The 22,888-nt window shown below is 64.6% G+C and carries 21 protein-coding genes; 17 read left to right on the forward strand and 4 right to left on the reverse strand.

From position 1 onward, the window contains the following. The first annotated feature begins 52 nt into the window (after positions 1 to 52). Both KTQ42_RS15225 and KTQ42_RS15230 read left to right on the forward strand, forming a co-directional pair. Complete coding sequence (locus KTQ42_RS15225) at positions 53 to 475, forward strand: F0F1 ATP synthase subunit epsilon (RefSeq protein WP_194714463.1); 423 nt, start codon at positions 53 to 55, stop codon at positions 473 to 475. A gap of 372 nt (positions 476 to 847) precedes the next feature. Beyond that, complete coding sequence (locus KTQ42_RS15230) at positions 848 to 1,777, forward strand: IS5 family transposase (RefSeq protein ID WP_217345312.1); 930 nt, start codon at positions 848 to 850, stop codon at positions 1,775 to 1,777. A 34-nt stretch (positions 1,778 to 1,811) separates the two neighbouring features. Here KTQ42_RS15230 and KTQ42_RS15235 read toward each other — a convergent pair whose 3' ends face one another. Then, on the reverse strand, positions 1,812 to 2,063 hold the full coding sequence (locus KTQ42_RS15235) for a hypothetical protein (protein WP_217346256.1): 252 nt from the start codon (positions 2,061 to 2,063) through the stop codon (positions 1,812 to 1,814). Positions 2,064 to 2,216: 153 nt separating this feature from the next. Here KTQ42_RS15235 and KTQ42_RS15240 point away from each other — a divergent pair, with 153 nt between their 5' ends. From KTQ42_RS15240 to KTQ42_RS15250, 3 genes are read left to right on the forward strand one after another with little or no spacing between them, the layout of a single operon-like run. Next, a complete protein-coding gene (locus KTQ42_RS15240) occupies positions 2,217 to 2,657 on the forward strand; it encodes a CoA-binding protein (RefSeq protein ID WP_217346257.1) in 441 nt (146 codons plus the stop codon). Then, positions 2,654 to 3,460: a PPK2 family polyphosphate kinase gene (locus KTQ42_RS15245; protein ID WP_217346258.1), complete on the forward strand. Its 807-nt coding sequence runs from the start codon at positions 2,654 to 2,656 to the stop codon at positions 3,458 to 3,460. The genes KTQ42_RS15240 and KTQ42_RS15245 overlap by 4 nt, the downstream gene beginning before the upstream one ends. Positions 3,461 to 3,470: 10 nt before the next feature. After that, positions 3,471 to 4,193 (forward strand): SGNH/GDSL hydrolase family protein, encoded by a 723-nt coding sequence (locus KTQ42_RS15250; RefSeq protein WP_217346259.1) that lies wholly within the window; start codon positions 3,471 to 3,473, stop codon positions 4,191 to 4,193. A gap of 113 nt (positions 4,194 to 4,306) precedes the next feature. Here the strand turns inward: KTQ42_RS15250 and KTQ42_RS15255 are convergent, their stop codons facing one another. Next, positions 4,307 to 5,839, reverse strand: coding sequence for a glycerol-3-phosphate dehydrogenase (locus tag KTQ42_RS15255; RefSeq protein ID WP_217346260.1), 1,533 nt, complete (start codon positions 5,837 to 5,839; stop codon positions 4,307 to 4,309). Between the two features lie 243 nt (positions 5,840 to 6,082). Here KTQ42_RS15255 and hemE point away from each other — a divergent pair, with 243 nt between their 5' ends. Together hemE and KTQ42_RS15265 are read left to right on the forward strand one after the other, a co-directional pair. After that, positions 6,083 to 7,171 (forward strand): uroporphyrinogen decarboxylase, encoded by a 1,089-nt coding sequence (gene hemE, locus KTQ42_RS15260; protein WP_217346261.1) that lies wholly within the window; start codon positions 6,083 to 6,085, stop codon positions 7,169 to 7,171. A gap of 783 nt (positions 7,172 to 7,954) precedes the next feature. Continuing rightward, on the forward strand, positions 7,955 to 9,982 hold the full coding sequence (locus KTQ42_RS15265; RefSeq protein ID WP_217346262.1) for a primosomal protein N': 2,028 nt from the start codon (positions 7,955 to 7,957) through the stop codon (positions 9,980 to 9,982). A gap of 302 nt (positions 9,983 to 10,284) precedes the next feature. On the opposite strand, the gene KTQ42_RS15270 is transcribed toward KTQ42_RS15265, so the two are convergent. Further along, entirely contained in the window at positions 10,285 to 10,908 is a 624-nt protein-coding gene (locus KTQ42_RS15270) for a hypothetical protein (protein ID WP_249222777.1), read from the reverse strand. Positions 10,909 to 11,079: 171 nt separating this feature from the next. Between KTQ42_RS15270 and KTQ42_RS15275 the strand changes: the two genes are divergently transcribed. The 6 genes from KTQ42_RS15275 to KTQ42_RS15300 all read left to right on the forward strand — a co-directional run bounded on the left by KTQ42_RS15275 (position 11,080) and on the right by KTQ42_RS15300 (position 18,887). Next, positions 11,080 to 12,645 carry an ABC transporter substrate-binding protein gene (locus KTQ42_RS15275; RefSeq protein ID WP_249222778.1) on the forward strand — a complete coding sequence of 522 codons (1,566 nt, stop codon included), beginning with the start codon at positions 11,080 to 11,082 and terminating at the stop codon, positions 12,643 to 12,645. A 3-nt stretch (positions 12,646 to 12,648) separates the two neighbouring features. After that, complete coding sequence (locus tag KTQ42_RS15280; RefSeq protein WP_217346264.1) at positions 12,649 to 13,623, forward strand: ABC transporter permease; 975 nt, start codon at positions 12,649 to 12,651, stop codon at positions 13,621 to 13,623. Then, positions 13,620 to 14,522 carry an ABC transporter permease gene (locus KTQ42_RS15285; protein WP_217346265.1) on the forward strand — a complete coding sequence of 301 codons (903 nt, stop codon included), beginning with the start codon at positions 13,620 to 13,622 and terminating at the stop codon, positions 14,520 to 14,522. The genes KTQ42_RS15280 and KTQ42_RS15285 overlap by 4 nt, the downstream gene beginning before the upstream one ends. 2 nt (positions 14,523 to 14,524) lie before the next feature. Beyond that, entirely contained in the window at positions 14,525 to 15,502 is a 978-nt protein-coding gene (locus KTQ42_RS15290; RefSeq protein WP_217346266.1) for an ABC transporter ATP-binding protein, read from the forward strand. Beyond that, a complete protein-coding gene (locus KTQ42_RS15295) occupies positions 15,499 to 16,437 on the forward strand; it encodes an ATP-binding cassette domain-containing protein (protein ID WP_217346267.1) in 939 nt (312 codons plus the stop codon). The genes KTQ42_RS15290 and KTQ42_RS15295 overlap by 4 nt, the downstream gene beginning before the upstream one ends. Positions 16,438 to 16,607: 170 nt before the next feature. Next, positions 16,608 to 18,887, forward strand: coding sequence for a DEAD/DEAH box helicase (locus KTQ42_RS15300; protein WP_217346268.1), 2,280 nt, complete (start codon positions 16,608 to 16,610; stop codon positions 18,885 to 18,887). 208 nt (positions 18,888 to 19,095) lie between these two features. Here the strand turns inward: KTQ42_RS15300 and KTQ42_RS15305 are convergent, their stop codons facing one another. Then, positions 19,096 to 19,563, reverse strand: a complete 468-nt coding sequence (locus tag KTQ42_RS15305; protein ID WP_217346269.1) for an SRPBCC family protein — start codon at positions 19,561 to 19,563, stop codon at positions 19,096 to 19,098. 445 nt (positions 19,564 to 20,008) lie between these two features. Here KTQ42_RS15305 and KTQ42_RS15310 point away from each other — a divergent pair, with 445 nt between their 5' ends. From KTQ42_RS15310 to KTQ42_RS15325, 4 genes are read left to right on the forward strand one after another with little or no spacing between them, the layout of a single operon-like run. Next, positions 20,009 to 22,057, forward strand: a complete 2,049-nt coding sequence (locus tag KTQ42_RS15310; protein ID WP_217346270.1) for a UvrD-helicase domain-containing protein — start codon at positions 20,009 to 20,011, stop codon at positions 22,055 to 22,057. After that, positions 22,054 to 22,233 carry a DUF2256 domain-containing protein gene (locus tag KTQ42_RS15315; RefSeq protein ID WP_349292155.1) on the forward strand — a complete coding sequence of 60 codons (180 nt, stop codon included), beginning with the start codon at positions 22,054 to 22,056 and terminating at the stop codon, positions 22,231 to 22,233. The genes KTQ42_RS15310 and KTQ42_RS15315 overlap by 4 nt, the downstream gene beginning before the upstream one ends. Then, positions 22,223 to 22,435, forward strand: coding sequence for a SlyX family protein (locus tag KTQ42_RS15320; RefSeq protein WP_217346271.1), 213 nt, complete (start codon positions 22,223 to 22,225; stop codon positions 22,433 to 22,435). The genes KTQ42_RS15315 and KTQ42_RS15320 overlap by 11 nt, the downstream gene beginning before the upstream one ends. A gap of 17 nt (positions 22,436 to 22,452) precedes the next feature. Further along, positions 22,453 to 22,782 carry a DUF2288 domain-containing protein gene (locus KTQ42_RS15325; protein ID WP_217346272.1) on the forward strand — a complete coding sequence of 110 codons (330 nt, stop codon included), beginning with the start codon at positions 22,453 to 22,455 and terminating at the stop codon, positions 22,780 to 22,782. The last annotated feature ends 106 nt before the right edge of the window (positions 22,783 to 22,888 follow it).

Below are 22,888 nucleotides of genomic sequence, written 5' to 3' on the forward strand. Positions count from 1 at the left end.
GTCTTTTGTTGTCCGCACTGCACCGAACAGCTCAGCTTGAGAAGGTTTTGATATGGCAAATACAATACACGTGGACGTCGTTTCCGCCGAAGAGCAGATCTTCTCCGGCGAAGCGGAATTCGTCGCGTTGCCGGGTGAAGCGGGCGAGCTGGGCATCTATCCCAAGCACACCCCGCTGATCACCCGCATCCGCCCGGGCGCGGTGCGCATCAAGGTGCCGGGCCAGTCCGAAGACGAGTTCGTCTTCGTCGCCGGCGGCATCCTGGAAGTGCAGCCTAATGCCGTGACCGTGCTGGCCGACACCGCCATCCGCGGTGGCGACCTCGACGAAGCCAAGGCGGCGGAAGCCAAGCGCCTGGCAGAGGAAAGCCTGGTCAATCGCGAATCGAAGATCGATTACGCAACTGCGCAGGCGGAACTGGCTGTGGCGATTGCCCAGCTGGCGGCGATCCAGAGACTGCGGCAAAAGCGCTGATCTGGTAGTAGCGGCAGTAAAAATGAAGGCAGCTTTGGCTGCCTTTTTTTATTGCTGTAGCCAATTGCGGGCTGTGCGTTGTTTGAGTCAGCAATTGGTGGCAAAGCGCGTGTGCGCTATTCCACTGCAACGCTAATTCCTAAAGCTCCTGATTACGCATGTCAAAGTCGCAAATGGTAGTGGACTTATTTACTTCAGTAGCTGAAAACCACAGAATCTCTTTATTTCTCGAGTAATAGAGCATGTAAGGATTTTTCTCATCTAAGCTGGCGAATAAAAAGCCAGGCTCGTCAATATTGCGCATGATTAGTGGCTTTGTTGCGCAAATCGGGCAGCCAAGCGCATTGGCAGCAATTCGGGTAGGCTGGGTGCATGAAACCCGCTGCTCGGAAGTACCAAACGACGAACTGGAAAGCCTATAACGCGGCATTAAAGGCGCGTGGCTCTCTGCTGATCTGGCTCGATCCCACTATGAACTGGCACGGCCAGGCAAACGGTAAGCGTGGACGAAGTCCAACCTTTAGTGACGAAGCCATTCAGTTCTGTCTGAGTATCAAATGCCTGTTCAGCTTGCCGCTACGCCAGGCCATGGGCATGACGCAAAGCTTGCTGCAATTGACAGGCCTCGACTGGCCCGTCCCCGACTACAGCACGATAAGCCGCCGGCAAAAGAAATTGCGCGTTGCCATCGAAGTCATGCCCACCACGACCGGCCTGCACCTGCTGGTCGATAGCACCGGCATCAAGATGCTGGGCGAAGGCGAATGGAAGACCAGGAAGCATGGCGCTGATTACCGCCGCCAATGGCGCAAAGTCCATCTTGGCATTGATGCTTCCACACTCGAGATTCGCGCGATGGAAGTGACGGACAACAGTATCGGCGATGCGCCTATGTTGCCCAACCTATTGGGTCAGATTCCTCCAGAAGAGCTGCTCGCCAGCGTCAGTGGTGATGGCGCTTACGATACGAAGGGCTGCCATGAAGCCATCGCACGACGTCAGGCCGATGCCATAATCCCGATCCGGAAAAATGCCAAGCTATGGAAGATGAATCGCATTGGTGCCACGGCACGAAATGAGATTCTACGAGCGACACGCCGACTGGGCCGAACGATCTGGAAGAAATGGAGTGGCTATCACCGACGAAGTTTGGTCGAGACTAAGATGCGCTGCTTCAAGCTACTTGGCGAACGCATCATGGCCCGTGACTTTGATCGGCAAGTCGCTGAATTACAGGTCCGTGCCGCTGTGCTGAATCGCTTTACGCGCCTTGGCACGCCAATTACGGTCGCTATGCCATAAATCCATCTACAGCAAGGTTAACTCGTCCCTTACTTTATTTCTGCAACAGAGCCGTGCCGGGTTGTGAATCCGCGAACCAATTGGGGTTGGTGCAAGCCGATAGCGAAAATGCGATTGCAATCAATAATGCGAGACGTGCTTTCATTTGATTCCTTTCATTAAGCGAGGAGGGATTTTCAGATTGACGCGACTCCTGATTGGTGGCGTGCAGGGTATGCCACACCATGTGAAACCCCGAAAACGATGTGGCCAGCAATCTGGGCTGCATGAGTACCCATCTTTTCATGTCGGTTCCTTGTAACCTAACTCCTGTCTTTTCCGATTTTGTCTGCACCTATCTACGCTCAGATCCACATGCAGCGCACCGGATTTCACGCAAGCCCGCATGCAGGGACCCGCTTACAATAAACGCAACAAATTCCCTTTTCGAGGTTGACCAATGTCCAAAGCCTTCGAGTCCATTCCGCAACTGCTGTCCACTGCACGAACGATTGCCGTAGTCGGCCTGTCCAGCAAGCCGGAACGCGCCAGCCACGAAGTCGCGCATTACCTGCAGCAGCATGGCCACCGCATCATTCCGGTCAATCCGACCTATGCCGGACAATCCATCCTCGGGGAGCATTGCTATGCGACGCTGACGCAGGCGACCCGGGAACATGGCGTGATCGACGTGGTCCAGTGCTTTCGCAAGCCGGAAGAGATCGTGCCGGTGGCCGAGGAAGCGGTGGCCATCGGCGCGCGTTGCCTGTGGATGCAGCTCGGCGTGGTCAACGAGGCGGCGGCGCAGATCGCGCGCAAGGCCGGCATGATGGTGGTGATGGACCGCTGCATGAAGATCGAGCATATGGCCCTGGCATCGAATCCGGCGGGTAGGCCATGAAGACGCAACAGCAGTTCCGGCCGGCCAAAAAATTCAAGGTGCGCGACGAGGATGCATCCGCCAAGCCGCTGTCCTCTGGCGACAAGGCGGTGGACAAGAGCGCTGTCGAGATCCTGGCGCGGGAAATCGCCGAGATGCAGGACATCTTCTATGCCGAGCATGGCCGCAAGCTGATGGTGATCCTGCAGGGGATGGATACTGCCGGCAAGGACGGCACGATACGCGGCGTGTTCGACGCCACCGATCCGCTGGGCATACGCACCATCGCCTTCAAGGCGCCCAGCACGGTGGAAAAGGAGCACGACTTCCTGTGGCGCATCCACCGCGAAGCGCCGGGGCAGGGCGAAATCGTGATCTTCAACCGCAGCCATTACGAGGATGTGCTGGTGCCGCGGGTGCATGGCTGGATCGATGAAAAGACCTGCAGGCAGCGTTACGCGCATATCCGCGACTTCGAACGCATGCTGGCCGAAACCGGCACCGTGATCGTCAAGTTCTTCCTGCACATATCCAAGGATGAGCAGAAAGCCAGGCTGCAGGCGCGGCTGGACGATCCGCAGAAGCACTGGAAATTCGATCCGCAGGACCTGGAAGAGCGCAAGTTCTGGTCCGATTACCAGGCCGCCTATACCGAACTGCTGTCTGAAACCGACGCCGACCACGCGCCCTGGTATGTGATCCCGTCCGATTCCAAGACCCACCGCAACCTGGCGGTGGCGGCGATTTTCAAGGAAACGCTGGAAGGAATGAAGCTGGCTTACCCGGAGCCGCATGCCGATTACAGCAAGCTCAAGGTGGAGTAGACGACCGAGCATGCGACGCTGGCTGCCCGAACTGGTCGCGCTGCCCCTGCTGCCGCTGCTGGCCGCACAGGGCCGTGGCGTGCGCCGGCGCACGCCACGATTGCCGCCAGCGGCGGGTGCGGATAACGGCCTGTGCGGCGACACGCTGGCCGGCGCGCCATTGCGCCTGCTGGCGGTTGGCGAATCGCCGGTGGCCGGCGTCGGCGTCGATCACCACGAGCAGGCCATTACCGCGGCGCTGGCGCGCGAACTGTCGCGCAGGCTGCACAGGCCGGTGCAATGGCGCGCCTGTGGCCTGAACGGCGTGACGGTGGCGCAGGCACGGCAGGCATTGCTGCCGCTGGTGCCGGCGCAGCGGGTCGATGTGCTGCTGGTGGCTTTCGGCGTCAATGACAGTACCGCGTTTCGCTCCAGCGCCCGGTGGTTGAGCGACCTGTCGCTGCTGCTGGCCGGCCTGCGCGAGAAATGCGATCCGGCCGTGGTGCTGCTGGCCGGCGTGCCGCCGCTGGCACGGTTCCCGGCCTTGCCGCAGCCACTGCGCTGGGTGCTGGGCCTGAAGGCGGCGGAACTCGACCGGGTGGCGGCCGGCATGGCTGGCGTACGCCATGTGCCGATGCAGAGCCAGGCTGATCTGGCGGGGATGATGGCCATCGACAATTACCATCCCTCGACGCTGGGCTGCGCCGCATGGGCACGCGACCTGGCGCAGGCAGTCGAACTGGCGCTGCCGTAACGGCAGGGCCAGGAGCCTGTGCGGCAGAAGGTGGCGAAGTCAGACCACATCGTTCTCCCGCGCATTGCAGCCCACTATTCTTCCACCACGCCCGCTTCCAGGCGCGCGCGGCATCAGGCGTGCTTGACTGCCTGCGTTACCGGCGTGGCGGCCAGCCAGCCCTCCAGCGTTGCCGCTGCCCCGGTCGGCAGCAGATGGCCCAGCCGGGTACGGCGCCACAGGATATCTTCGGCGGTCTGCGCCCACTCGTGGCGGATCAGGTAATGCAGTTCGGCCTCGAATAGTCCCGGCAATATTTCCCGACCGAGGTCATGCATGCCGGCGCAACCCTGCAGCAGCCGGTCGGTCCGGCTGCCATAGCTGTGTACATAGCGCTCGACCAGCTCCGGCGGCGCCCAGGCAAACGCCTGTTTCTTCATGCGCAGGTAGTCGCTAAAGCCGAGCACGCTTTGCGCAGTGGGCGCCATGCCGAAAAGCGTGCCGCCCGGCAGGCAGGCCTGCGCGGTCCAGGCGCCACCGCTCTGGCCCAGCAGCGGCGCCAGCTGGTCCACCGCTTCTTCCGCCACGCGCCGGAAACTTTCGGCGTCGCCGCCGAGCACGGACAGCAGCGGCGCGCCATCGCGGTCGAGCCGCAGGGCATGAGGCTGCGGCAGCGCCTGCGCGCTGCTGTCGCTGCCGTCGACGGCCAGGCGCAGGCCGGCGCTTGCCTGCGCCACATCGGCGGCGCTGGTGCGGGCGGTGAAGTAGCGGTTGAGCAGGCCGCACAAGCGTTCGATCTCGGCGTCGCTGACCTGCGGCGCGCCCGGCTCGCCGCCATGCGGCAAGCCATCCGCGATAACCAGTGTGGAATCGTTCTCGCACGGCAGTACCAGCACGCTGCGGCCATCGGCATCCCGCAGCAGGTAGCTGCACGGATGCGCCAGCTTCTTGCGCACCACCAGGCGGATGCATTTGACCAGCGGAATCGGCAGGTCGACATTGCTGGCCGAACGCAGGAAGCGGGTTGCCCACTGTCCGGTGGCGTTGACCATGGCGCGCGAGCGCACCAGCGTGCCGGCGCCGCCGGGGCCGCGCAGCGTGGCCTGCCAGCTTTCGCCGCTGCGCTGGGCGGCATCGCAGACAGTGCGGGTCAGGATGGTGGCGCCGGCCTCGGCGGCATCCATCGCGTTGAGCACCGCCAGACGCGGGCCATCGACCTTGCAGCCGGACACCAGTTCTCCCTGGCTGAACTGCGGTTTCAGGGGCAGGCCGGCCACATGATGCAGCAGGTCCAGGTGGCGCGACGCCGGCAGCAGCTGGCGCGGCGCCAGCCGGTCGGCCAGCAGCCGGCTGGCGCGCTCCCGCCATGGCTGCCGGTCGTCGTCACGCGGCACTACAAGCCGCAGCGGCGTGACGGCATGCGGCGCAATGCGCATCAGGGTTTCCCGTTCAGCCAGCGCTTTCCTGAGCGTGGAGAGTGCCTGCCTTTTCAGCGAAGGCACGGCGGTGTGCGAGGGGCCGCAGGCGGAAGCGACCGCGTAGGCGCCAAGGTCATCACGTTCGCACAGCACCACCGACATGCCGCGTCCGGCGGCGTCGCGGGCAATCGCCGTGCCATTCAGGCCGCCACCGACCACCAGCAGGTCGCAATCTATCGTCGAGTTCATCAGCATCCTTTGCCTGCCCGGAATGGACAGGCTCCGGGCAAGACTACTTTCTGTCATGCAAGTCAAAGTAGCGCATTGCGGTAAAAGATGTTTCAACTCGTATCAAAAAGACATCGGGTTTGATGCAAAGGGGGTCAAATCGCGACCTGGCTTCCCCGCAGCACGCAACGGCCGAGCATCACAAGGCCGCGGGCAGTGTCTTTGGGCGATAATACCGGCTTCCCGAAATAGCCCCCCACGCCGATGTCCACTACCTTCGCCGCACTCAAGAACGACACTTTCCTGCGCGCGCTGCTGCGCCAGCCAACCGACTACACGCCCCTGTGGCTGATGCGTCAGGCCGGGCGTTACCTGCCGGAGTACCGCGCCACGCGCGCCCGGGCCGGTTCCTTCCTGGGCCTGGCGAAGAATCCTTCCTATGCGACGGAAGTCACGCTGCAGCCACTGGACCGTTACCCGCTGGACGCGGCCATCCTGTTTTCCGACATCCTCACCGTGCCGGACGCGATGGGCCTGGGCCTCTATTTTGCCGACGGCGAGGGGCCGAAGTTCGAGCGGCCGTTGCGGGACGAGGCGGCGGTGCAGGCACTGCGCGCGCCCGACCTGAATGAACTGCGTTATGTGTTCGACGCCGTGACCCAGATCCGCACCGAACTGCAGGGCAGGGTGCCGTTGATCGGCTTCTCCGGCAGCCCCTGGACCCTGGCCTGCTATATGGTCGAAGGCGGCGGCTCGGACGACTTCCGACGGGTCAAGACCATGCTGTACGACCGCCCGGACCTGATGCACCATATCCTGCGTACCAATGCCGCCGCGGTGGCTGGCTATCTGAATGCGCAGATCGATGCGGGCGCCCAGGCGGTAATGATTTTCGACACCTGGGGGGGGGCGCTGGCCGACGGCGTCTACCAGGAATTTTCCCTAGCCTATATGCGCGAGGTGGTCAGCCGGTTGCAGACCGAGAAGGACGGCGTGCGCATTCCGAGCATTGTGTTCACCAAAGGCGGCGGCTTGTGGCTGGAGCAGATTGCCGACATCGGCGCGGATGCGGTCGGCCTGGACTGGACCGTGAACCTGGCTTCGGCGCGGGCAAGGGTAGGGCACAAGGTCGCGCTGCAGGGCAATCTTGACCCGTCGGTGCTGTTCGCCAAGCCGGAACAGATCGAGGCGGAAGTTGCCAAACTGCTGGCCTCCTATGGCACGCCGGCGGCAGGCCATGGCCATGTGTTCAACCTGGGACACGGCATTTCGCAATTCACGCCACCGGAATCCGTGACCGCCATGGTTGATGCAGTGCACCGTATCAGCCGCGCGCAGCGCGGACAGAAATAAACAGCGCTGGTACGCAGGCAAGAATTGTTAAAAACATTTTTTGCCTGTGCTTATGCGACTTATGCACAAAATCATCCACCGCCGATTTGGCGCCATTCTCCTGGCCGTACAATGCGCAGGCGCATGATTTAATTGTCAAACCATTGATTTGTAAGCTGTTTTATAAAGAATGGCTGTTTTTATCCACAGGATTGACTAAAGCCGTTATGGCTGCTTCTGCAAGTTGCGCACATTTGTGCACAAAGTTATCCACAGCCTGCGCACTGTCTGAATCTCCTTTGTAAACCGGGGCTTATGCGTGTTTGTTAATACGATGTTTCGTTGAACCCAAGAAACATGACAAAATTGCTGTTCCGTTGAGTTTATTGTGCCGCAGCAATTCTTTTTCACGCATGCCAATGTCGTTGTTCACCGATTTAACAGTGGAAATTTTGTGCTTGTGAGTAAGTCACGACGAAATCGCCAAAAGCTGCGGCAGCGCAAGAGATGCGCTTGCTCAGCGCACAAAAAATAACGGCGGGAAAGCCCACTTATTCACAAAAACAGTATCGTGCACCGCAAAAAGAAAATATTTTTTGTCGCGTTTACGCAAATCTTAAGTGGTTGATTTTAATAGGGTCTTTTTTTGGCTCAGTTCGGTGCAGCGGCCGGAAAGCCGCATGGGATCTGGGTTTTGGCGTGTCAAGAGGGTTTTGTTCACAAAGTTATCCACAGGCGCGGTGCGTCGTTGAAAAACTGCTTAGTAAACCGTGAGTTAGCTCATTTTTTCAGGATTGGTCTCAGGTGGCTCGTTTCAGGATACTCAAAGTAGCACTCGATACCCCTCTTGACTTCCTCTTCGACTATGGCTGGACGGTGGAAGAGGGCATGCCGGAACCGCTGCCGGGCCAGTTCGCACTCGTGCCGTTCGGCCGGCGCGAAGTAATGGGGCTGATCGTCGATATTGCCGACAGCACCGAACTGCCGCCGGAAAAGCTCAAGACCGCTTTGGCCGTGCGCAGCCAGCTTGCGCCGCTGTCGGCGCAGTGGATGGATCTGTGCCGCTTCGCGGCGGCGTACTACCAGCGTCCCCTGGGCGAGGTCGCCGTGCCCGGCGTGCCCAAGAACCTGCGCGCGGAGAATCCGGTCTCGCTGAACCGGGCGCTGAAGAAGATCGGCCAGCACAGGCCGGTGCCGGATGCAACGCCGGCCGGCGTGCCGGCCCTCAATGCTTCCCAGCGCGAAGCGGCCGACAGCATTGCGCAAGCCAGCGGCTTCGCGCCCGCCCTGCTGTATGGCGTCACTGGCAGCGGCAAGACCGAGGTGTACCTGCAGGCCGCTTCCCGCATCCTGGCCCGCGAGCCGGATGCGCAGGTGCTGATCATGATCCCGGAAATCAACCTGACGCCCCAGCTGGAAACCAATATCCGGGCACGCTTTCCCGGCCTGGTGGTGGCAACGCTGCATAGCGGGCTGGCCGAGGGCGAGCGCATGGTCAACTGGCTGACGGCGCACCTGGGCCATGCCAGCATCGTGCTCGGCACCCGGCTGGCGGTGCTGGCCTCGCTGCCGTTTCTCAAGCTCATCATCATCGACGAGGAGCACGATCCTTCCTACAAGCAGCAGGAAGGCCTGCGCTACTCGGCGCGCGACCTGGCGGTCTGGCGCGCGCACCAGCTTGGCATTCCGGTGGTGCTGGGCTCGGCCACGCCGTCGCTGGAGAGCTGGCACCATGCCCAGTCCGGGCGCTACCGCCGGCTGGAACTGCGGGAGCGGGCAGTACAGGACGCGGTGCTGCCGGCGATACGCCTGATCGACATGGAGCGCGACAAGCCGGCCGAAGGCCTGACCTCCACTCTGGTGTCGGCAGTGAAGCGGCGCCTGGAGCGCGGCGAGCAGTCCCTGCTGTTCCTGAACCGGCGTGGGTATGCGCCGGTGCTCAATTGCGATGCCTGCGGCTGGGTCAGCAATTGCATCCGCTGCACCGCCTTCATGGTGCTGCACCGGCCGGAGCACCGGCTGCGCTGCCACCACTGCAGCCTGGAGCTGCGCATACCGCGTTCCTGCCCGACCTGCGGCAATGTCGACCTGCAGCCGCTGGGCCGCGGCACCCAGCGGGTGGAGGAAAACCTGCAACTGGTGTTCCCGACGGCCCGCATCCTGCGCATCGACGCCGACTCCACCCGCAGGAAAGGCAGCGCCCAGGCCGCGTTCGACAGCGTGCACAACGGCGAGGTCGACATCCTGATCGGTACCCAGATGGTGGCCAAGGGCCACGACTTCAAAAACCTGACGCTGGTGGGCATCCTGAACCCGGACACGGCGCTGTTCTCGCATGACTACCGGGCCAGCGAGCGGCTGTTCGCGCAGCTGATGCAGGTATCCGGGCGCGCCGGCCGTGCCGCGCAGAAGGAGGGCGGCAGCGCCAGCGAAGTGCTGATCCAGACCCGTTATCCACAGCATCCGCTGTATGCCTCGCTGATGGCGCATGACTATGACCGCTTCGCCGACAGGCTGCTGGAAGAGCGGCAGATGGCCGGCCTGCCGCCCTTCCTGTTCCAGGCGCTGCTGCGGGCCGAGGCAAGGGAGCTGGAGATTGCGCTGGATTTCCTGCAGCAGGCGGCGACCTGCGTCGAGCATCCGGGCATCGTGATCAATGACCCGATACCGATGACCATGACGCGGGTCGCCAATGTCGACCGGGCGCAGCTGCTGCTGGAATCGGGCTCGCGGCCGGCGCTGCAGGCGTTTCTGAAGGTGTGGATGGAGGCGCTGCGGGAGATAAAGACGCGGGCCAGGTGGTCGCTGGAAGTCGATCCGGTGGATATCTGAACTCAGGAACGGGAGCGGCCGGCGTGGCCCCCTCCCTTTGCGCCACTTGCATCCTGTTCCCGTGGCATGCCCTGGTGGCGCAGGGTGCAATACCCCGAAGGGGCATTGCACCAGACCGTCGATCAAGGGGAAGCGCGTTAGGTGATGCCTGTCGTTCCACCGCCGCCTTCCATTCTGGCGCCGCCTCACGTTCTGCCGCCGCATGGTGCAATGCCCTTCGGGTATTGCCCCCTACTCATCCAGGCGGCGCTTCCAACGGCAATCCGACCTGGGCGGGAGATGCCGGTCAGGCTGGAAATGCGTCAGCGGTTGATGTCCGGCCCCGTGCCCGGCGCCGGTCCGGCGCCTTCCGCATGCGGCCGGTCGGCCGTGCGGGTCTGCTGGTCGATGAAGCGCGGCGGTGCGACCGGGTCGAAATCCTGCCAGTCGCCGGCGACGATATTGCCTTCGCCGATCTCCAGGTCAGCCGCGCCGACTGCGCGCAGGGTATCGGCCGCCCGGTCCGTGGCGCCGGCAGCTTCCACCGCCACCAGCATGCCTGCCTGACGCACCGGGATGCGGTTTTCATCGGCGTCGCCGCCATCGTCCTTGGTCGCGCTCATCGCACCGACCAGCTGTCCCATGTGGCCGCCGACGAAGGCGCCGGTAATGGCGCCGATCGGGCCGGTCAGGGGCGCCGTGATCGCGCCCACCGCCGCGCCAATCGCGCCACCGGCGGCGATGCCGGCGGCATTGCCCTTGCCGGTGCCTTCGGCGCCCGGCGACTGGTCGCGGTCGCCGCCGATCGGCGTCTGGTCATGCTGGCCGGCCGAGCTTACATAGAACACGCTGATGCGGTCGGCCGGGAAGCCGGCGCGCGCCAGTTCTTCGGCGGCGCGCTGCGCATCGTCCTGCAATTCGAACCTGCCTGCGATAATCGTTGTCATAATGCCTCTCCTTAGGCTGGGTGCCGAGTGATGTCGCTCAGTCAAGTCAGAGCGCGGCAGCGGACAATAAGTTCTGCCCGAAAGTATGCGCAAACCGAAACCCGGTGCGCCGTATATCATTGGCAACCCATGAGCAACCCCGGCGCCGTGCGCCGTCCATCCAGAGAAACCATGCAGAAAACAGCACGGAAACTGCGCATTGCCCTGCTTGCGGCCAGCCTGATGGCAGCCAGCGCCCTTGCCGCCGACCTGAAGATCGGCCTGGCGGCCGATGTCTCCTCGCTCGACCCGCATTACCTGAATATCGCGCCCAACATCAGCCTGTCCAGCCACCTGTTCGACACGCTGGTGCTGGGCGACGCCAATGGCAAACTGATCGCCGGCCTGGCGACTTCCTGGCGAGCGGTGGACGACACCACCTGGGAATTCAAGCTGCGGCGCGGCGTGAAGTTCCATGACGGCAGCGAGATGACGGCCGACGATGTGCTGTTCTCGCTGGACCGGCCGGCCACGCTGACCGCCAGCCCGGGGCCGTTCACCAGCTATACCCGCCAGATCGTGGCCAAGAAGGCGCTCGATCCCTACACCGTGCAGTTAAAAACCGCCGCGCCCTACGGACCCCTGCCGCTGGACATGAGCTCCATCTTCATCGTCTCCAAAAAGGCGGCGCAGAATGCCTCTACCGAAGACTTCAACAGCGGCCGCGCGCTGGTTGGCACCGGCCCCTTCAAGTTCGTCAGCTTCGCCCGCGGCGACCGGGTGGAGCTGGCCCGCAACGACCAGTACTGGGGAACCAAGCCGGCCTGGGACAAGGTCACCTTCCGCATCATCAGCGCCAGCGCGCCGCGGCTGGCGGCGCTGCTGGCGGGCGACGTCGACCTGATCGAGACCGTGCCCACGGCCGACCTGGCCAAGCTGAAGACCAATCCGAAATTCACGCTGGAGCAGAAAATCTCGTGGCGCACCATCTTCTGGCACCTGGACCAGCAGCAGCATGCCTCGCCCTTCGTCACCGACCGCGCCGGCAAGCCGCTGGAGAAGAATCCGCTGGCCGATGTGCGGGTGCGCCAGGCCATCTCGAAGGCAATCGACCGCCGGGCGATGGCGGCGCGCACCATGGAAGGCCTGGCGGTGCCGGCGTCGAACATCGTCGCGCCCGGCATCTTCGGCTACAACGCCGCGCTGCCGGTGGAAAACTACGATCCGGAAGGCGCGAGGAAGCTGCTGGCCGAGGCCGGTTATCCACAGGGCTTCGCCCTGACGCTGCACGGCCCCAACAACCGATACATCAATGACGAGCGGGTGGTGCAGACCGTGGCCCAGTTCCTGACCCGCATCGGCATCCAGGCCAAGGTGCAGACGCTGCCGCTGTCGGTGTATTTCAGCAAGGCGCGCGCCGGCGAATTCAGCATGGCGCTCCTGGGCTGGGGCACGCTGGCTGGCGATTTCGGCCTGCGCACCCTGGTTGGCACCCGCAATCCCGACACCGGCTGGGGCACCTGGAACTGGGGCCATTACACCAATCCGAAGGTGGATGAGCTGGTGCGCTTGGCCTTGTCTTCAGTCGACGAGAGCAAGCGCGAAGCGTTCGCGAAGGACGCGGCGGCGCTCGCCCTGGGCGAGGCGGCGGTGATCCCGCTGCATCACCAGTACGCCAGCTGGGCGATGCGGCGCGGCCTGGTGTATCCGGGCCGGGTCGATGAATTCACCTTCGCGCACCAGGTCCGGCCGCTGTAATCCATGCTGATTTTCCTGATCCGCCGCCTGCTGCAAAGCGTGCTGGTGCTGCTGGTGATGTCGCTGCTGGTCTTCGCCGGCGTCTATGCCATTGGCAACCCGGTCGATATCCTGATCAGCCCCGACGCCAACCAGGCCGAGCGCGCCCGCATCATCGCCGCCTTCGGCCTGGACCAGCCGCTGTGGCGCCAGTACCTGCTGTTCCTGCAGAATGCCGCCGCCGGCAACCTGGGCCGCTCGTTCGCCTTTTCCACGCCGGCGCTGGCGCTGATCCTGGAACGCTTCCCGGCCACCATGGAGCTGGCGGTGTCGGCCATGCTGCTGTCGGTGGGGCTGGGCATACCGCTGGGCCTGCTGGCTGGCCTCAAGCCCGGCAGCCTGGCCGGCAAGGCCATCATGACAATCTCGGTGCTGGGCTTTTCCCTGCCCACCTTCTGGGTCGGGCTGATGCTGATCATGGTGTTCGCGGTCAAGCTGGGCTGGCTGCCTTCCAGCGGCCGCGGCGAGACGGTCGACGTGTTCGGCGTGCCGCTGAGCTTCCTGACCCGGGACGGCCTGCAGCATTTGCTGCTGCCGGCATTGAACCTGGCGCTGTTCAACATCGCGCTGGTGATCCGCCTGACCCGCGCCGGCGCGCAGGAGGCGCTGCAGCAGGACTATGTGCGCTTCGCCCGCGCCAAGGGCTTGTCGAATGGCCGCATCATCGGCGTGCATGTGCTGAAGAACATCCTGATCCCGATCGTCACCGTGCTGGCCCTGCAGTTCGGCTCGCTGATCGCGTTCGCCATCGTCACCGAAACCGTGTTCGCCTGGCCGGGCATGGGCAAGCTGATCATCGATTCGATCCGGGTGCTGGACCGGCCGGTGATCGTGGCCTACCTGATGCTGATCGTGACGCTGTTCATCGTCATCAATCTGGTGGTGGACGTGCTGTACTCGCTGCTCGATCCGCGCGTGCGGCTGGGGGATGCGCGATGATGACCCGCATGGTGCGCCAGCCCGAAACGCCGCTGATGCGCTTCGCCCGCGCCTATTTCGCCAGCCGCATCGCCGCCGCGGCCAGCGCCGTGCTGCTGCTGATGATCCTGGCGGCGCTGTGCGCGCCGCTGCTGGCGCCGCAAAACCCCTATGACCTGATGACGCTGGACATCATGGACTCGCGCCTGGCGCCCGGTACCCGCTCCGGCGACGGCCGCCTGCATTACCTGATGGGCACCGACGAGCAGGGCCGCGACATGCTGTCGGCCATCCTGTATGGCCTGCGCATCTCGATTGCGGTCGGCTTCGCCAGCACCGCGGTGGCGCTGGTGATCGGCCTGGCGCTGGGCCTCCTGGCCGGTTACGCCGGCGGCCGCATCGACAGCCTGATCATGCGGGTGGCCGACATCCAGCTCTCCTTTCCGCCCATCCTGATCGCGCTGGTGCTGCTGGCCGTCTCCGGACCCGGCGTGGGCAAGATCATCATTGCGCTGATCGCGGTGCAATGGGCCTATTACGCCCGCACCGCGCGCAGCGCCGCGCTGGTCGAGCGCGGCAAGGAATACATGGAAGCCGCGGCCGGCCTCGGGTTGTCGCCGGCGCGCATCGTGCTGCGCCACCTGCTGCCCAACTGCCTGCCGCCGCTGATCGTGATCGCCGCGCTGCAAGTGGCTTCCGCGATTTCGCTGGAAGCCACGCTGTCCTTCCTCGGCCTGGGCCTGCCTGTCACCGAGCCGTCGCTGGGCCTGCTGATTTCCAACGGCTTCCAGTACCTGCTCTCGGGCACCTACTGGATCAGCTTCTATCCTGGCCTGGCGCTGCTGCTCACCGTGGCTGCCATCAACCTGGTGGCGGACCAGTTGCGCGACGTGCTCAATCCGCGGCTGCAGGGAGTATGACGATGGAAGAACCCGTGCTGGCAGTGGAACACCTGCGCACCGAATTCAACACTGCGGCCGGCGTGGTCAGGGCGGTCGACGATGTGTCCTTCACCGTGGCGCGCGGCCAGATCATGGGACTGGTTGGCGAATCCGGTTCAGGCAAGTCGATGACGGGCTATTCCATCATGGCCCTGGTCGATCCGCCCGGCCGCGTGATGGCCGACAGCATCCGCCTCAATGGCCGCGAGCTGGCCGGGTTGCCGGCGCAGGACATGCGCAAGCTGCGCGGCGAGCGCATCGCGATGATCTTCCAGGACCCGATGATGACCCTGAATCCGGTGCTGCGCATCGACACCCAGATGATGGAAGCGGTGCTGGCGCACCATCCGGTGGGGAAGAAACGGGCGCGTGAGATGGCGCGCGACGGCCTGGCGCGGGTTGGCATCGCCGCGCCCGACGAGCGGCTGCTGGCCTATCCGCACCAGTTTTCCGGCGGCATGCGGCAGCGGGTGGCGATTGCGATTGCGCTCCTGAACAAGCCCGACCTGATCATCTGCGACGAGCCCACCACCGCGCTCGACGTCACTACCCAGAACCAGATCCTGTATGAAATGCAGACCCTGTGCCGCGAGTCGGGCAGCGCGCTGGTCTGGATCACCCACGACCTGGCGGTGGTGGCCGGCCTGGCCGATACCGTGGCCGTGATGTATGCCGGCCAGCTGGTGGAGCAGGGCACGGTGCGCGAGGTGCTGGAGACGCCGCGCCATCCCTATACGCTGGCGCTGATCGCCTCGGCGCCGTCGCGCAATCCGCGCGGCCGGCCGCTGGCCCAGATCAACGGCATGGCGCCGTCGCCGCTGACGGCGCCGTCCGGCTGCCGCTTCCGCGACCGCTGCCCGCGGGCCACGGAAATCTGCGCCACGCCGCCGCCGCTGTACGAAGACGGCAGCCATGGCTGGCGCTGCTTTCACCCGGTCTTCGAGGAGCGGGGCCGATGACGCCGCCCGTCCACGCCGCGCCGCTGCTGGAACTGCGCGAGGTCAGCAAGCGCTTCGAGCGTTCGCCCGACCTGGCCGAGCGCCTGGCCCGCCTGCTGGGCGCGCCGGCGCGCGGCCATGTGACGCGGGCGGTCGACCAGGTCAGCCTGGCGGTGGCGCCGGGCGAAGTGCTGGGCCTGGTGGGCGAGTCCGGCTCCGGCAAGTCCACCCTCGGACGCATCGCCGCCGGCCTGCATGCGCCGTCGGCCGGCTCGCGCTGGTGGAAGGGCGCCGACATGGATGCGATGAACGCCGCCGACAAGCGGCGCGCCCGGCTGGCGATCCAGATGATCTTCCAGGACCCGTATGCCTCGCTCAATCCGCGCATGCGGGTGGTGGACATCGTCGGCGAGGCACCGGTGGCGCACGGCCTGGTGGAGCGGCAGCTGCAGCGCGAGCATGTCGGCGCCCTGATGCGCCAGGTCGGGCTGGATGCGACCCTGATGCAGCGTTTCCCGCACCAGTTCTCGGGCGGGCAGCGGGCCCGCATCGGCATCGCGCGGGCGCTGGCGGTGCGGCCGGACATGCTGATCTGCGACGAGGCGGTGGCGGCGCTGGACGTGTCGATCCAGGCGCAGGTGCTGAACCTGTTCATGCGGCTGCGCCAGGAGTTGCAGCTGACCTCCATCTTCATCAGCCATGACCTGACCGTAGTGCGCCATGTGGCCGACCGGGTTGCCATCATGCTGCGCGGGCGCATCGTCGAACTCGGGCCGACCGAGGCGGTATATGGCAATCCGCGCCATCCCTACACCCGGGCGCTGCTGGCGGCGGCGCCGAAGATGGAAGTGGGCAAGATCACCTATGTGCCGGCGCTGGAGCCGGCCCGGTTTGACCGGGCCGACAATGTGTTGCGGGAAGTGGAACCCGGGCACTACTGCGCCGGTCTGCCCTGAGTGGCGCCGTGTCGGGCCGGCTTTCCCGGTGCGGCATTGGCCCGGTAAATGACCCGGTAATGCCCCCGGCGGCGCGCTGTACCGCCGATAAACCGCTTGCCTGCCGCCGCAACGGAGTAGACTACGCCCCTTGTTTTTTCACCGCGTCAAAGAAATCCGTGAGTTCCGCCATGTCCGACACCTCCTTCCCGCTGTTTGCCGATCTGAATCTGGGCGAACCCCTGCTGCGCGTACTCAACGAACTCGGCTATGAGTCGCCGTCGCCGATCCAGGCCGCCACCATTCCGCTGCTCATGTCCAACCGCGACGTGCTGGGCCAGGCCCAGACCGGCACCGGCAAGACGGCCGCCTTCGCCCTGCCCATCCTCGGCCGCCTCGATGTGCGCCAGAGCGCGCCGCAGGCCCTGGTGCTGGCGCCGACGCGGGAACTGGCGATCCAGGTCGCCGAAGCCTTCCAGCGCTATGCGACCCACATTCCGGGCTTTCACGTGATGCCGATCTACGGCGGCCAGGCCTACGGCCCGCAGCTCTCCGCGCTGCGCCGTGGCGTGCATGTGGTGGTGGGAACGCCGGGCAGGGTGATCGACCACCTGGAAAAGGGCTCGCTGGACCTGTCGCAGCTGAAGACCCTGGTGCTGGACGAAGCCGATGAAATGCTGCGCATGGGCTTCATCGACGACGTCGAGACCATCCTGCAGAAAACGCCCCAGAGCCGCCAGACCGCGCTGTTCTCGGCCACCATGCCCTCGGCCATCCGGCGCATCGCCCAGACCTATCTTCGCGAGCCGGCCGAAGTCACCATCGCCGCCAAGACCGGCACCGCTGAAAACATCCGCCAGCGCTACTGGCTCGTCAGCGGCATGCAGAAGCTCGACGCGCTGACCCGCATCCTGGAAGCCGAGACCTTCGACGGCATGATCATCTTCGCCCGCACCAAGCTGGGCACCGAGGAACTGGCCGGCAAGCTGGCCGCGCGCGGCTTCTCGGCTGCCGCCATCAATGGCGACATCAACCAGCAGCAGCGCGAGCGCACCATCCAGATGCTGAAAGACGGCAAGATCGACATCCTGGTCGCCACCGACGTCGCCGCCCGCGGCCTGGACGTGGAGCGCATCAGCCATGTGGTCAACTATGACGTGCCGCACGACCCGGAAAGCTATACCCACCGCATCGGCCGCACCGGCCGCGCCGGGCGCAGCGGCGAAGCGATCCTGTTCATCACGCCCCGCGAGAAGGGCCTGCTGCGGGTGATCGAGCGCGCCACGCGCCAGCCGGTGTCGCCGCTGACGCTGCCGACGGTGGAGGCGGTCAACGATGTGCGCATCGCCCGCTTCAAGGACCAGATCGCCGATGCCCTGGCTGGTGGCGGACTGGAGATCTATCGCGACCTGATCGAGCAGTACGAGAGCGAGAAGAATGTACCGGCGATCGAGATCGCCGCCGCGCTGGCCAGGATGGCGCGCGGCGATGTACCGCTGCTGCTGGAGAAGCCGCGGCGCGAGCCGGCGGCGGAACGGCCGGAGCGTGCCGAGCGTTTTGAACGTGCCGAGCGCCCTGAGCGCTCCGACCGATTCAGTCGCGACGAGCGCGAAGCCCCGCCGCGCCGGGAACGCGCGGAACGCGGCGAGCGCCCGGCTGAGGCCGGCATGGCACGCTTCCGGATCGAGGTCGGGCACATGCACGGCGTCAAGCCCGGCAATATCGTCGGCGCGATTGCCAACGAGGCCGGCATGGATGCGAAGAATATCGGCCGCATCGACATCGAGGACGACCACAGCCTGCTCGACCTGCCCGACGGCCTGCCGGACGATGTGATCAACAAGCTGAAAGGCGTGCGCATCTCCGGCCGCCAGTTGCACCTCAGCCGCGTCGGCGAACAAGTGGAAAAGATTTTCACCCCGGCGCCCGCGCCGCGCCCGGCCAGCCGCGAGGCAGCCACGGCGCCGCGCGCCGAGCGCGCCTCAGCCGAGCGTGCTCCAGCCGAGCGTGCGCCGCGTGAACCGGCAGAAGAGCGCGCACCGCGCGAGCGGCCAGTGCGGGATGCGGGGGCTGAGAGCGTAACCGAGCGCGCGCCGAAGAAGGACCGCAAGGGCGATATCGGCATGGAGCGCTACCGCATCGAAGTCGGGAGCAGCCATGGCGTCAAGCCGGCCAACATCGTCGGCGCCATCGCCAATGAAGCCGGGCTGGAAGCGAAGTACATCGGCCACATCGACATCTTCGACGACCACAGCGTGGTGGACCTGCCCGAAGGCATGCCCAAGGAACTGCTGCAGCATCTCAAGACCGTATGGGTGGCTGGCCAGCAGCTTCGCATCTCCCATGCAGACGGCCCGCCGGCAGCGCCCAGGGCGCCCGGCAAGCGTCCGCCGCTGACCGTGCCCAAGCGCGGCGCTGAACGTCGCGTGGACGAGAAGAAGACCCACCGCAAGGGCGGCAAGCCGAAGTAATTACGGCGCTGAGCGCATGGCGCAATGCCGGGGCGGCATTGCGCCTGGCAAGGCCAACTTCTGCACCATCGTCTCTCGGTAAAAAGCGCCGCTGTTCGGGACTGCGGTCCCGCCAAGGGCACGCTTCTCAATCAATTCCATTGCCAAGCCAGGCCCGCTGGCGGCCTGCGGCCGGCTGTTTGCGGCCTGGCCCCGGCGCCCGTCCCGGTCAGTCCAAAGCGCCGTTCTCGGCCAGTTCCCTGACCATGCGGATGGTATCGATGTCGGCCTCTTCATAGGCCGAGCGGCGGAATTCGTTGTAGAACGCCTCCGCCTGGTTTTCCTCGCCCTGATGATCGTCATAGATGAAGCGCACATACAGCGCGCCCGGCTGCGGCTCCTCGATGGTCATCGTCAGGTCCGACATCGGGATGTCCTTCTGTTGCGGCACGTGGTAATGCACCTGCATCTGCGGCAGATAGCTCACGCGGTCGCGGATCACGGTGTCGCCGTAGCGCAGTTCGCGCTCCACCAGGGCGGCGGATTTTTCCAGAATGTCGCAGGCATCGAGATGCGGCACGAACATTTTCGGCCGCTCGGCCCGCAACACCAGCCCGCGCCAGAGTTGCGCCCGCGACAGCGGCTCGATCAGCGGATTGAGCGGATCGTTGATTTCGACGAGATGGGAAAATTTCATGGCGGATACGCCGCGTGAGACGGCGGCGTAAGGGAAGAAATGGAAAAGGGCGACTTTATCATGAGTGAGGTAGGGGCTGGGGACGAAGGGCGCCGTTGCAGTTGCGGTCGTTGTCATCAACTTCCCCCCGAGCGCGCCGTGAAGGCAATGCCTGCAGCGAACAAGGCTCTGCTTTCTTAGGGTGCAATGCCCCGCAGGGGCATTGCACCATGGGTCGATCAAGAAAGTCGGCCGGCAATGCCATCCCGGTTTGCGAACAGCGGTGCAATGCCCTTCGGGTATTGCACCCTATGAAGGGGCTCACGTTTGCGGCCGCATTTGCAGTACGCGTCGCAACAGTTGCCGTTGCGCGTGAAGCCAACGCCAGCTGCATTCATCGCCCCGACGGCGTCATCCTCATCACTCCGCTACAATACCCTGCTCCTTTCCGCCAATGATTGTCTGCATGACCACCACCCCCCAGTTCGGCCTGAATGCCCCGCAGCGCGAGGCCGTGAAGTACATGGATGGCCCCTGCCTGGTGCTGGCCGGCGCCGGCTCCGGCAAGACCCGTGTCATTACCCAGAAGATCGCGCACCTGATCGAGGAATGCGGCTACGATCCGCGCCACATCGCCGCGCTGACCTTCACCAACAAGGCCGCACTGGAAATGCAGGAGCGCATCGCCAAGCTGCTAAAGGATCCGCGCGGCGCCAAGCAGCTGACCGTATCGACCTTCCACTCGCTGGGCGTGCAGATCCTGCGCCGCGAGGCGCGCGAGCTGGGGCTGAAGGACCGCTTTTCCATCATGGACAGCGATGACTGCTTCTCGCTGGTGCAGGACATGGCCATGACCACCGACAAGCAGGTGATACGCCGCATCCAGAACACCATTTCGCTGTGGAAGAACGGCCTGGTCGATCCGGACAACGCCATCAGGCAGGCCGTCACCGAGGATGAAGCCCAGGCCGCGCGCATCTACCGCGACTACGTGGCTACGCTCGCGTCCTACCAGGCGGTGGACTTCGACGACCTGATCCGCCTGCCGGTGCAGCTGTTCCAGTCTAATGACACGGTGCGCGACAAGTGGCAGCGCAAGCTGCGCTATTTGCTGGTGGATGAATACCAGGACACCAACACCTGCCAGTACGAGCTGGTCAAGCTGCTGGTCACCGGCGTGGGCAAGAAGCCGATGTTTACCGCGGTGGGCGACGACGACCAGGCGATCTATGCCTGGCGCGGCGCCACCATCGAAAACCTGCGCGCGCTGCAGGTGGATTTTCCCGACCTGAAGGTAATCAAGCTGGAGCAGAACTACCGCTCCAGCACCCGCATCCTGCAAGCGGCCAACTCGGTCATCGCCAACAATCCCAAGCTGTTCGAGAAGGCGCTCTGGTCCGAGCATGGCCTGGGCGATCCGGTCAAGGTGCTCGCCATGCAGGACGACGAACATGAAGCCGACCAGGTCGCCATCATGCTGTCGGCCCACCGCTTCGAGCGGCGCGGCAAGTTCTCCGATTACGCCATCCTGTATCGCGGCAACCACCAGGCCCGCATCTTCGAACAGGCGCTGCGGCGCGAGCGCATTCCCTATGTCATGTCCGGCGGGCAGAGCTTCTTCGACCGCTCCGAGATCAAGGACATCATGAGCTACCTGCGCCTGGTGGCCAATGCCGACGACGACCCGGCCTTCATCCGCGCCGTCACCACGCCCAAGCGTGGCGTCGGCAAGGCCACGCTGGAAGTGCTGGGCAGCTTCGCCGGCCAGTGGCAATGCTCGCTGTTCGAGGCGGTGTTCAAGGGCGGCATCGAGGCCAAGCTGACCGAGCGGCAGCTGGGCCCGCTGCGCGAGTTCTGCACCTTCATCAACCAGCTGGAAGCCCGGGCCCACCGGCCCGGCGAGACCGCCGGCGAAGTGCTGGACGACATGATGAAGGCCATCAATTACGAAGCCTATCTGTACGACGCCTTCGACGACCGCGGCGCCCAGGGCAAGTGGCAGAACGTGATCGACTTCACCAGCTGGTTGAAGGAAAAGGGCAGCGGCGGACGCGACGGCGCCGGCGAGGAAAAGAGCCTGCTCGACCTGACCCAGATGGTGGCGCTGATGACCATGCTGGAAGGGAAGGACGAAGAGCCGGACGCGGTGCGCCTGTCCACGCTGCATGCCTCCAAGGGACTGGAGTTCCCGCACGTGTTCCTGGTCGGCGTGGAGGAGGGCATCCTGCCGCACAAGGGCGACCCGGACGCGCCGATGGACACGCTGGGCGCGCGCATCGAGGAAGAGCGCCGCCTGATGTATGTCGGCATCACCCGCGCCCAGCGCACGCTGCACATCACCTGGTGCAAGAAGCGCAAGCGGGCGCGCGAAAGCGTCAACTGCGACATGTCGCGCTTCATCAAGGAAATGAAGCTCGACGAAGGCGACGCGGTGCCGAAGGAAGAGGAAGTGATCACGCCACAGAACCGGCTGGCCAACCTGAAAGCCCTGCTGCAAAAGCCGAGACCGACGTGAAGCCGCAGAAGAAGCCGCTGCGCAATCCGCATAACCTGCCGGTGAAGGTATGCGAGGCCTGCGGCCGGCCCTATACCTGGCGCCGCAAGTGGGCACTGAACTGGGACGAGGTGCGCTACTGTTCCGACGCCTGCCGCGCCGCGCCGAAGAAAGCGAAAGGACAACATGATGGATGAAGAACGCCTGGTCGATATCGAGATCAAACTGGCGCGGCAGGAAGACCTGCTGGATGTGCTCAACAGCACAGTCTACCGGCAGCAGCGCCGCATCGACGAACTGGAAGCGCTGTGCGCCGCGCTGGCCAAGCGCGTCGCCGAGTCGCAGCAGGCCGACAGCGGCGGCCAGCAGGCCGCGCACGAGATTCCGCCGCATTATTGAACGATTTGAGAGACGCGATGAACCATGAAAAGGATGACGAGCTGCGCCGCCGGCTCAACAGCGAAACCTCGAAGCTGCGCTGGACCGAACTGCAGCGCCACTACGCCGGCGGCAACGTGGTCGCGGTGGACACGAGCCTGGACCTGATCGAGGTCGCGGTCGGCATCGCGCAGGACGACACCGAATCGGTGAAGAAATGGATGGCCGACGGCCGCCTGGCCAGGCTGGGCGACATCCAGGCCGCGGCCTGGCTGCAGGCCGATGTGGAACTGTGGGCAGTGGTGGTCAAGCCCTGGGTGCTGGTGCAGCGGGTGGACAGGTTGGAGGGGCGCCGCGGGCTGCATTGAAAGCCACGATGTCAAGCCGCAGTAGGGTGGAATACCCCGAAGGGGCATTCCACCGTCGCCGCTCACGGCGAAGTATGACCTTCGCTCCTCGTGCAACCGCCCATGG

The organism is Noviherbaspirillum sp. L7-7A, from assembly GCF_019052805.1.
Classification (GTDB): domain Bacteria; phylum Pseudomonadota; class Gammaproteobacteria; order Burkholderiales; family Burkholderiaceae_D; genus Noviherbaspirillum_A.

What these genes read in the sequence shown, in the direction of transcription:
- KTQ42_RS15225 (WP_194714463.1), top strand. Translation starts at nt 53, where the DNA reads ATGGCAAATACAATACACGTGGACGTCGTTTCCGCCGAAGAGCAGATC.
- KTQ42_RS15230 (WP_217345312.1), top strand. Translation starts at nt 848, where the DNA reads ATGAAACCCGCTGCTCGGAAGTACCAAACGACGAACTGGAAAGCCTAT.
- KTQ42_RS15235 (WP_217346256.1), bottom strand. Translation starts at nt 2,063, where the DNA reads ATGAAAAGATGGGTACTCATGCAGCCCAGATTGCTGGCCACATCGTTT.
- KTQ42_RS15240 (WP_217346257.1), top strand. Translation starts at nt 2,217, where the DNA reads ATGTCCAAAGCCTTCGAGTCCATTCCGCAACTGCTGTCCACTGCACGA.
- KTQ42_RS15245 (WP_217346258.1), top strand. Translation starts at nt 2,654, where the DNA reads ATGAAGACGCAACAGCAGTTCCGGCCGGCCAAAAAATTCAAGGTGCGC.
- KTQ42_RS15250 (WP_217346259.1), top strand. Translation starts at nt 3,471, where the DNA reads ATGCGACGCTGGCTGCCCGAACTGGTCGCGCTGCCCCTGCTGCCGCTG.
- KTQ42_RS15255 (WP_217346260.1), bottom strand. Translation starts at nt 5,839, where the DNA reads ATGAACTCGACGATAGATTGCGACCTGCTGGTGGTCGGTGGCGGCCTG.
- hemE (WP_217346261.1), top strand. Translation starts at nt 6,083, where the DNA reads ATGTCCACTACCTTCGCCGCACTCAAGAACGACACTTTCCTGCGCGCG.
- KTQ42_RS15270 (WP_249222777.1), bottom strand. Translation starts at nt 10,908, where the DNA reads ATGACAACGATTATCGCAGGCAGGTTCGAATTGCAGGACGATGCGCAG.
- KTQ42_RS15275 (WP_249222778.1), top strand. Translation starts at nt 11,080, where the DNA reads ATGCAGAAAACAGCACGGAAACTGCGCATTGCCCTGCTTGCGGCCAGC.
- KTQ42_RS15280 (WP_217346264.1), top strand. Translation starts at nt 12,649, where the DNA reads ATGCTGATTTTCCTGATCCGCCGCCTGCTGCAAAGCGTGCTGGTGCTG.
- KTQ42_RS15285 (WP_217346265.1), top strand. Translation starts at nt 13,620, where the DNA reads ATGATGACCCGCATGGTGCGCCAGCCCGAAACGCCGCTGATGCGCTTC.
- KTQ42_RS15290 (WP_217346266.1), top strand. Translation starts at nt 14,525, where the DNA reads ATGGAAGAACCCGTGCTGGCAGTGGAACACCTGCGCACCGAATTCAAC.
- KTQ42_RS15295 (WP_217346267.1), top strand. Translation starts at nt 15,499, where the DNA reads ATGACGCCGCCCGTCCACGCCGCGCCGCTGCTGGAACTGCGCGAGGTC.
- KTQ42_RS15300 (WP_217346268.1), top strand. Translation starts at nt 16,608, where the DNA reads ATGTCCGACACCTCCTTCCCGCTGTTTGCCGATCTGAATCTGGGCGAA.
- KTQ42_RS15305 (WP_217346269.1), bottom strand. Translation starts at nt 19,563, where the DNA reads ATGAAATTTTCCCATCTCGTCGAAATCAACGATCCGCTCAATCCGCTG.
- KTQ42_RS15310 (WP_217346270.1), top strand. Translation starts at nt 20,009, where the DNA reads ATGACCACCACCCCCCAGTTCGGCCTGAATGCCCCGCAGCGCGAGGCC.
- KTQ42_RS15320 (WP_217346271.1), top strand. Translation starts at nt 22,223, where the DNA reads ATGATGGATGAAGAACGCCTGGTCGATATCGAGATCAAACTGGCGCGG.
- KTQ42_RS15325 (WP_217346272.1), top strand. Translation starts at nt 22,453, where the DNA reads ATGAACCATGAAAAGGATGACGAGCTGCGCCGCCGGCTCAACAGCGAA.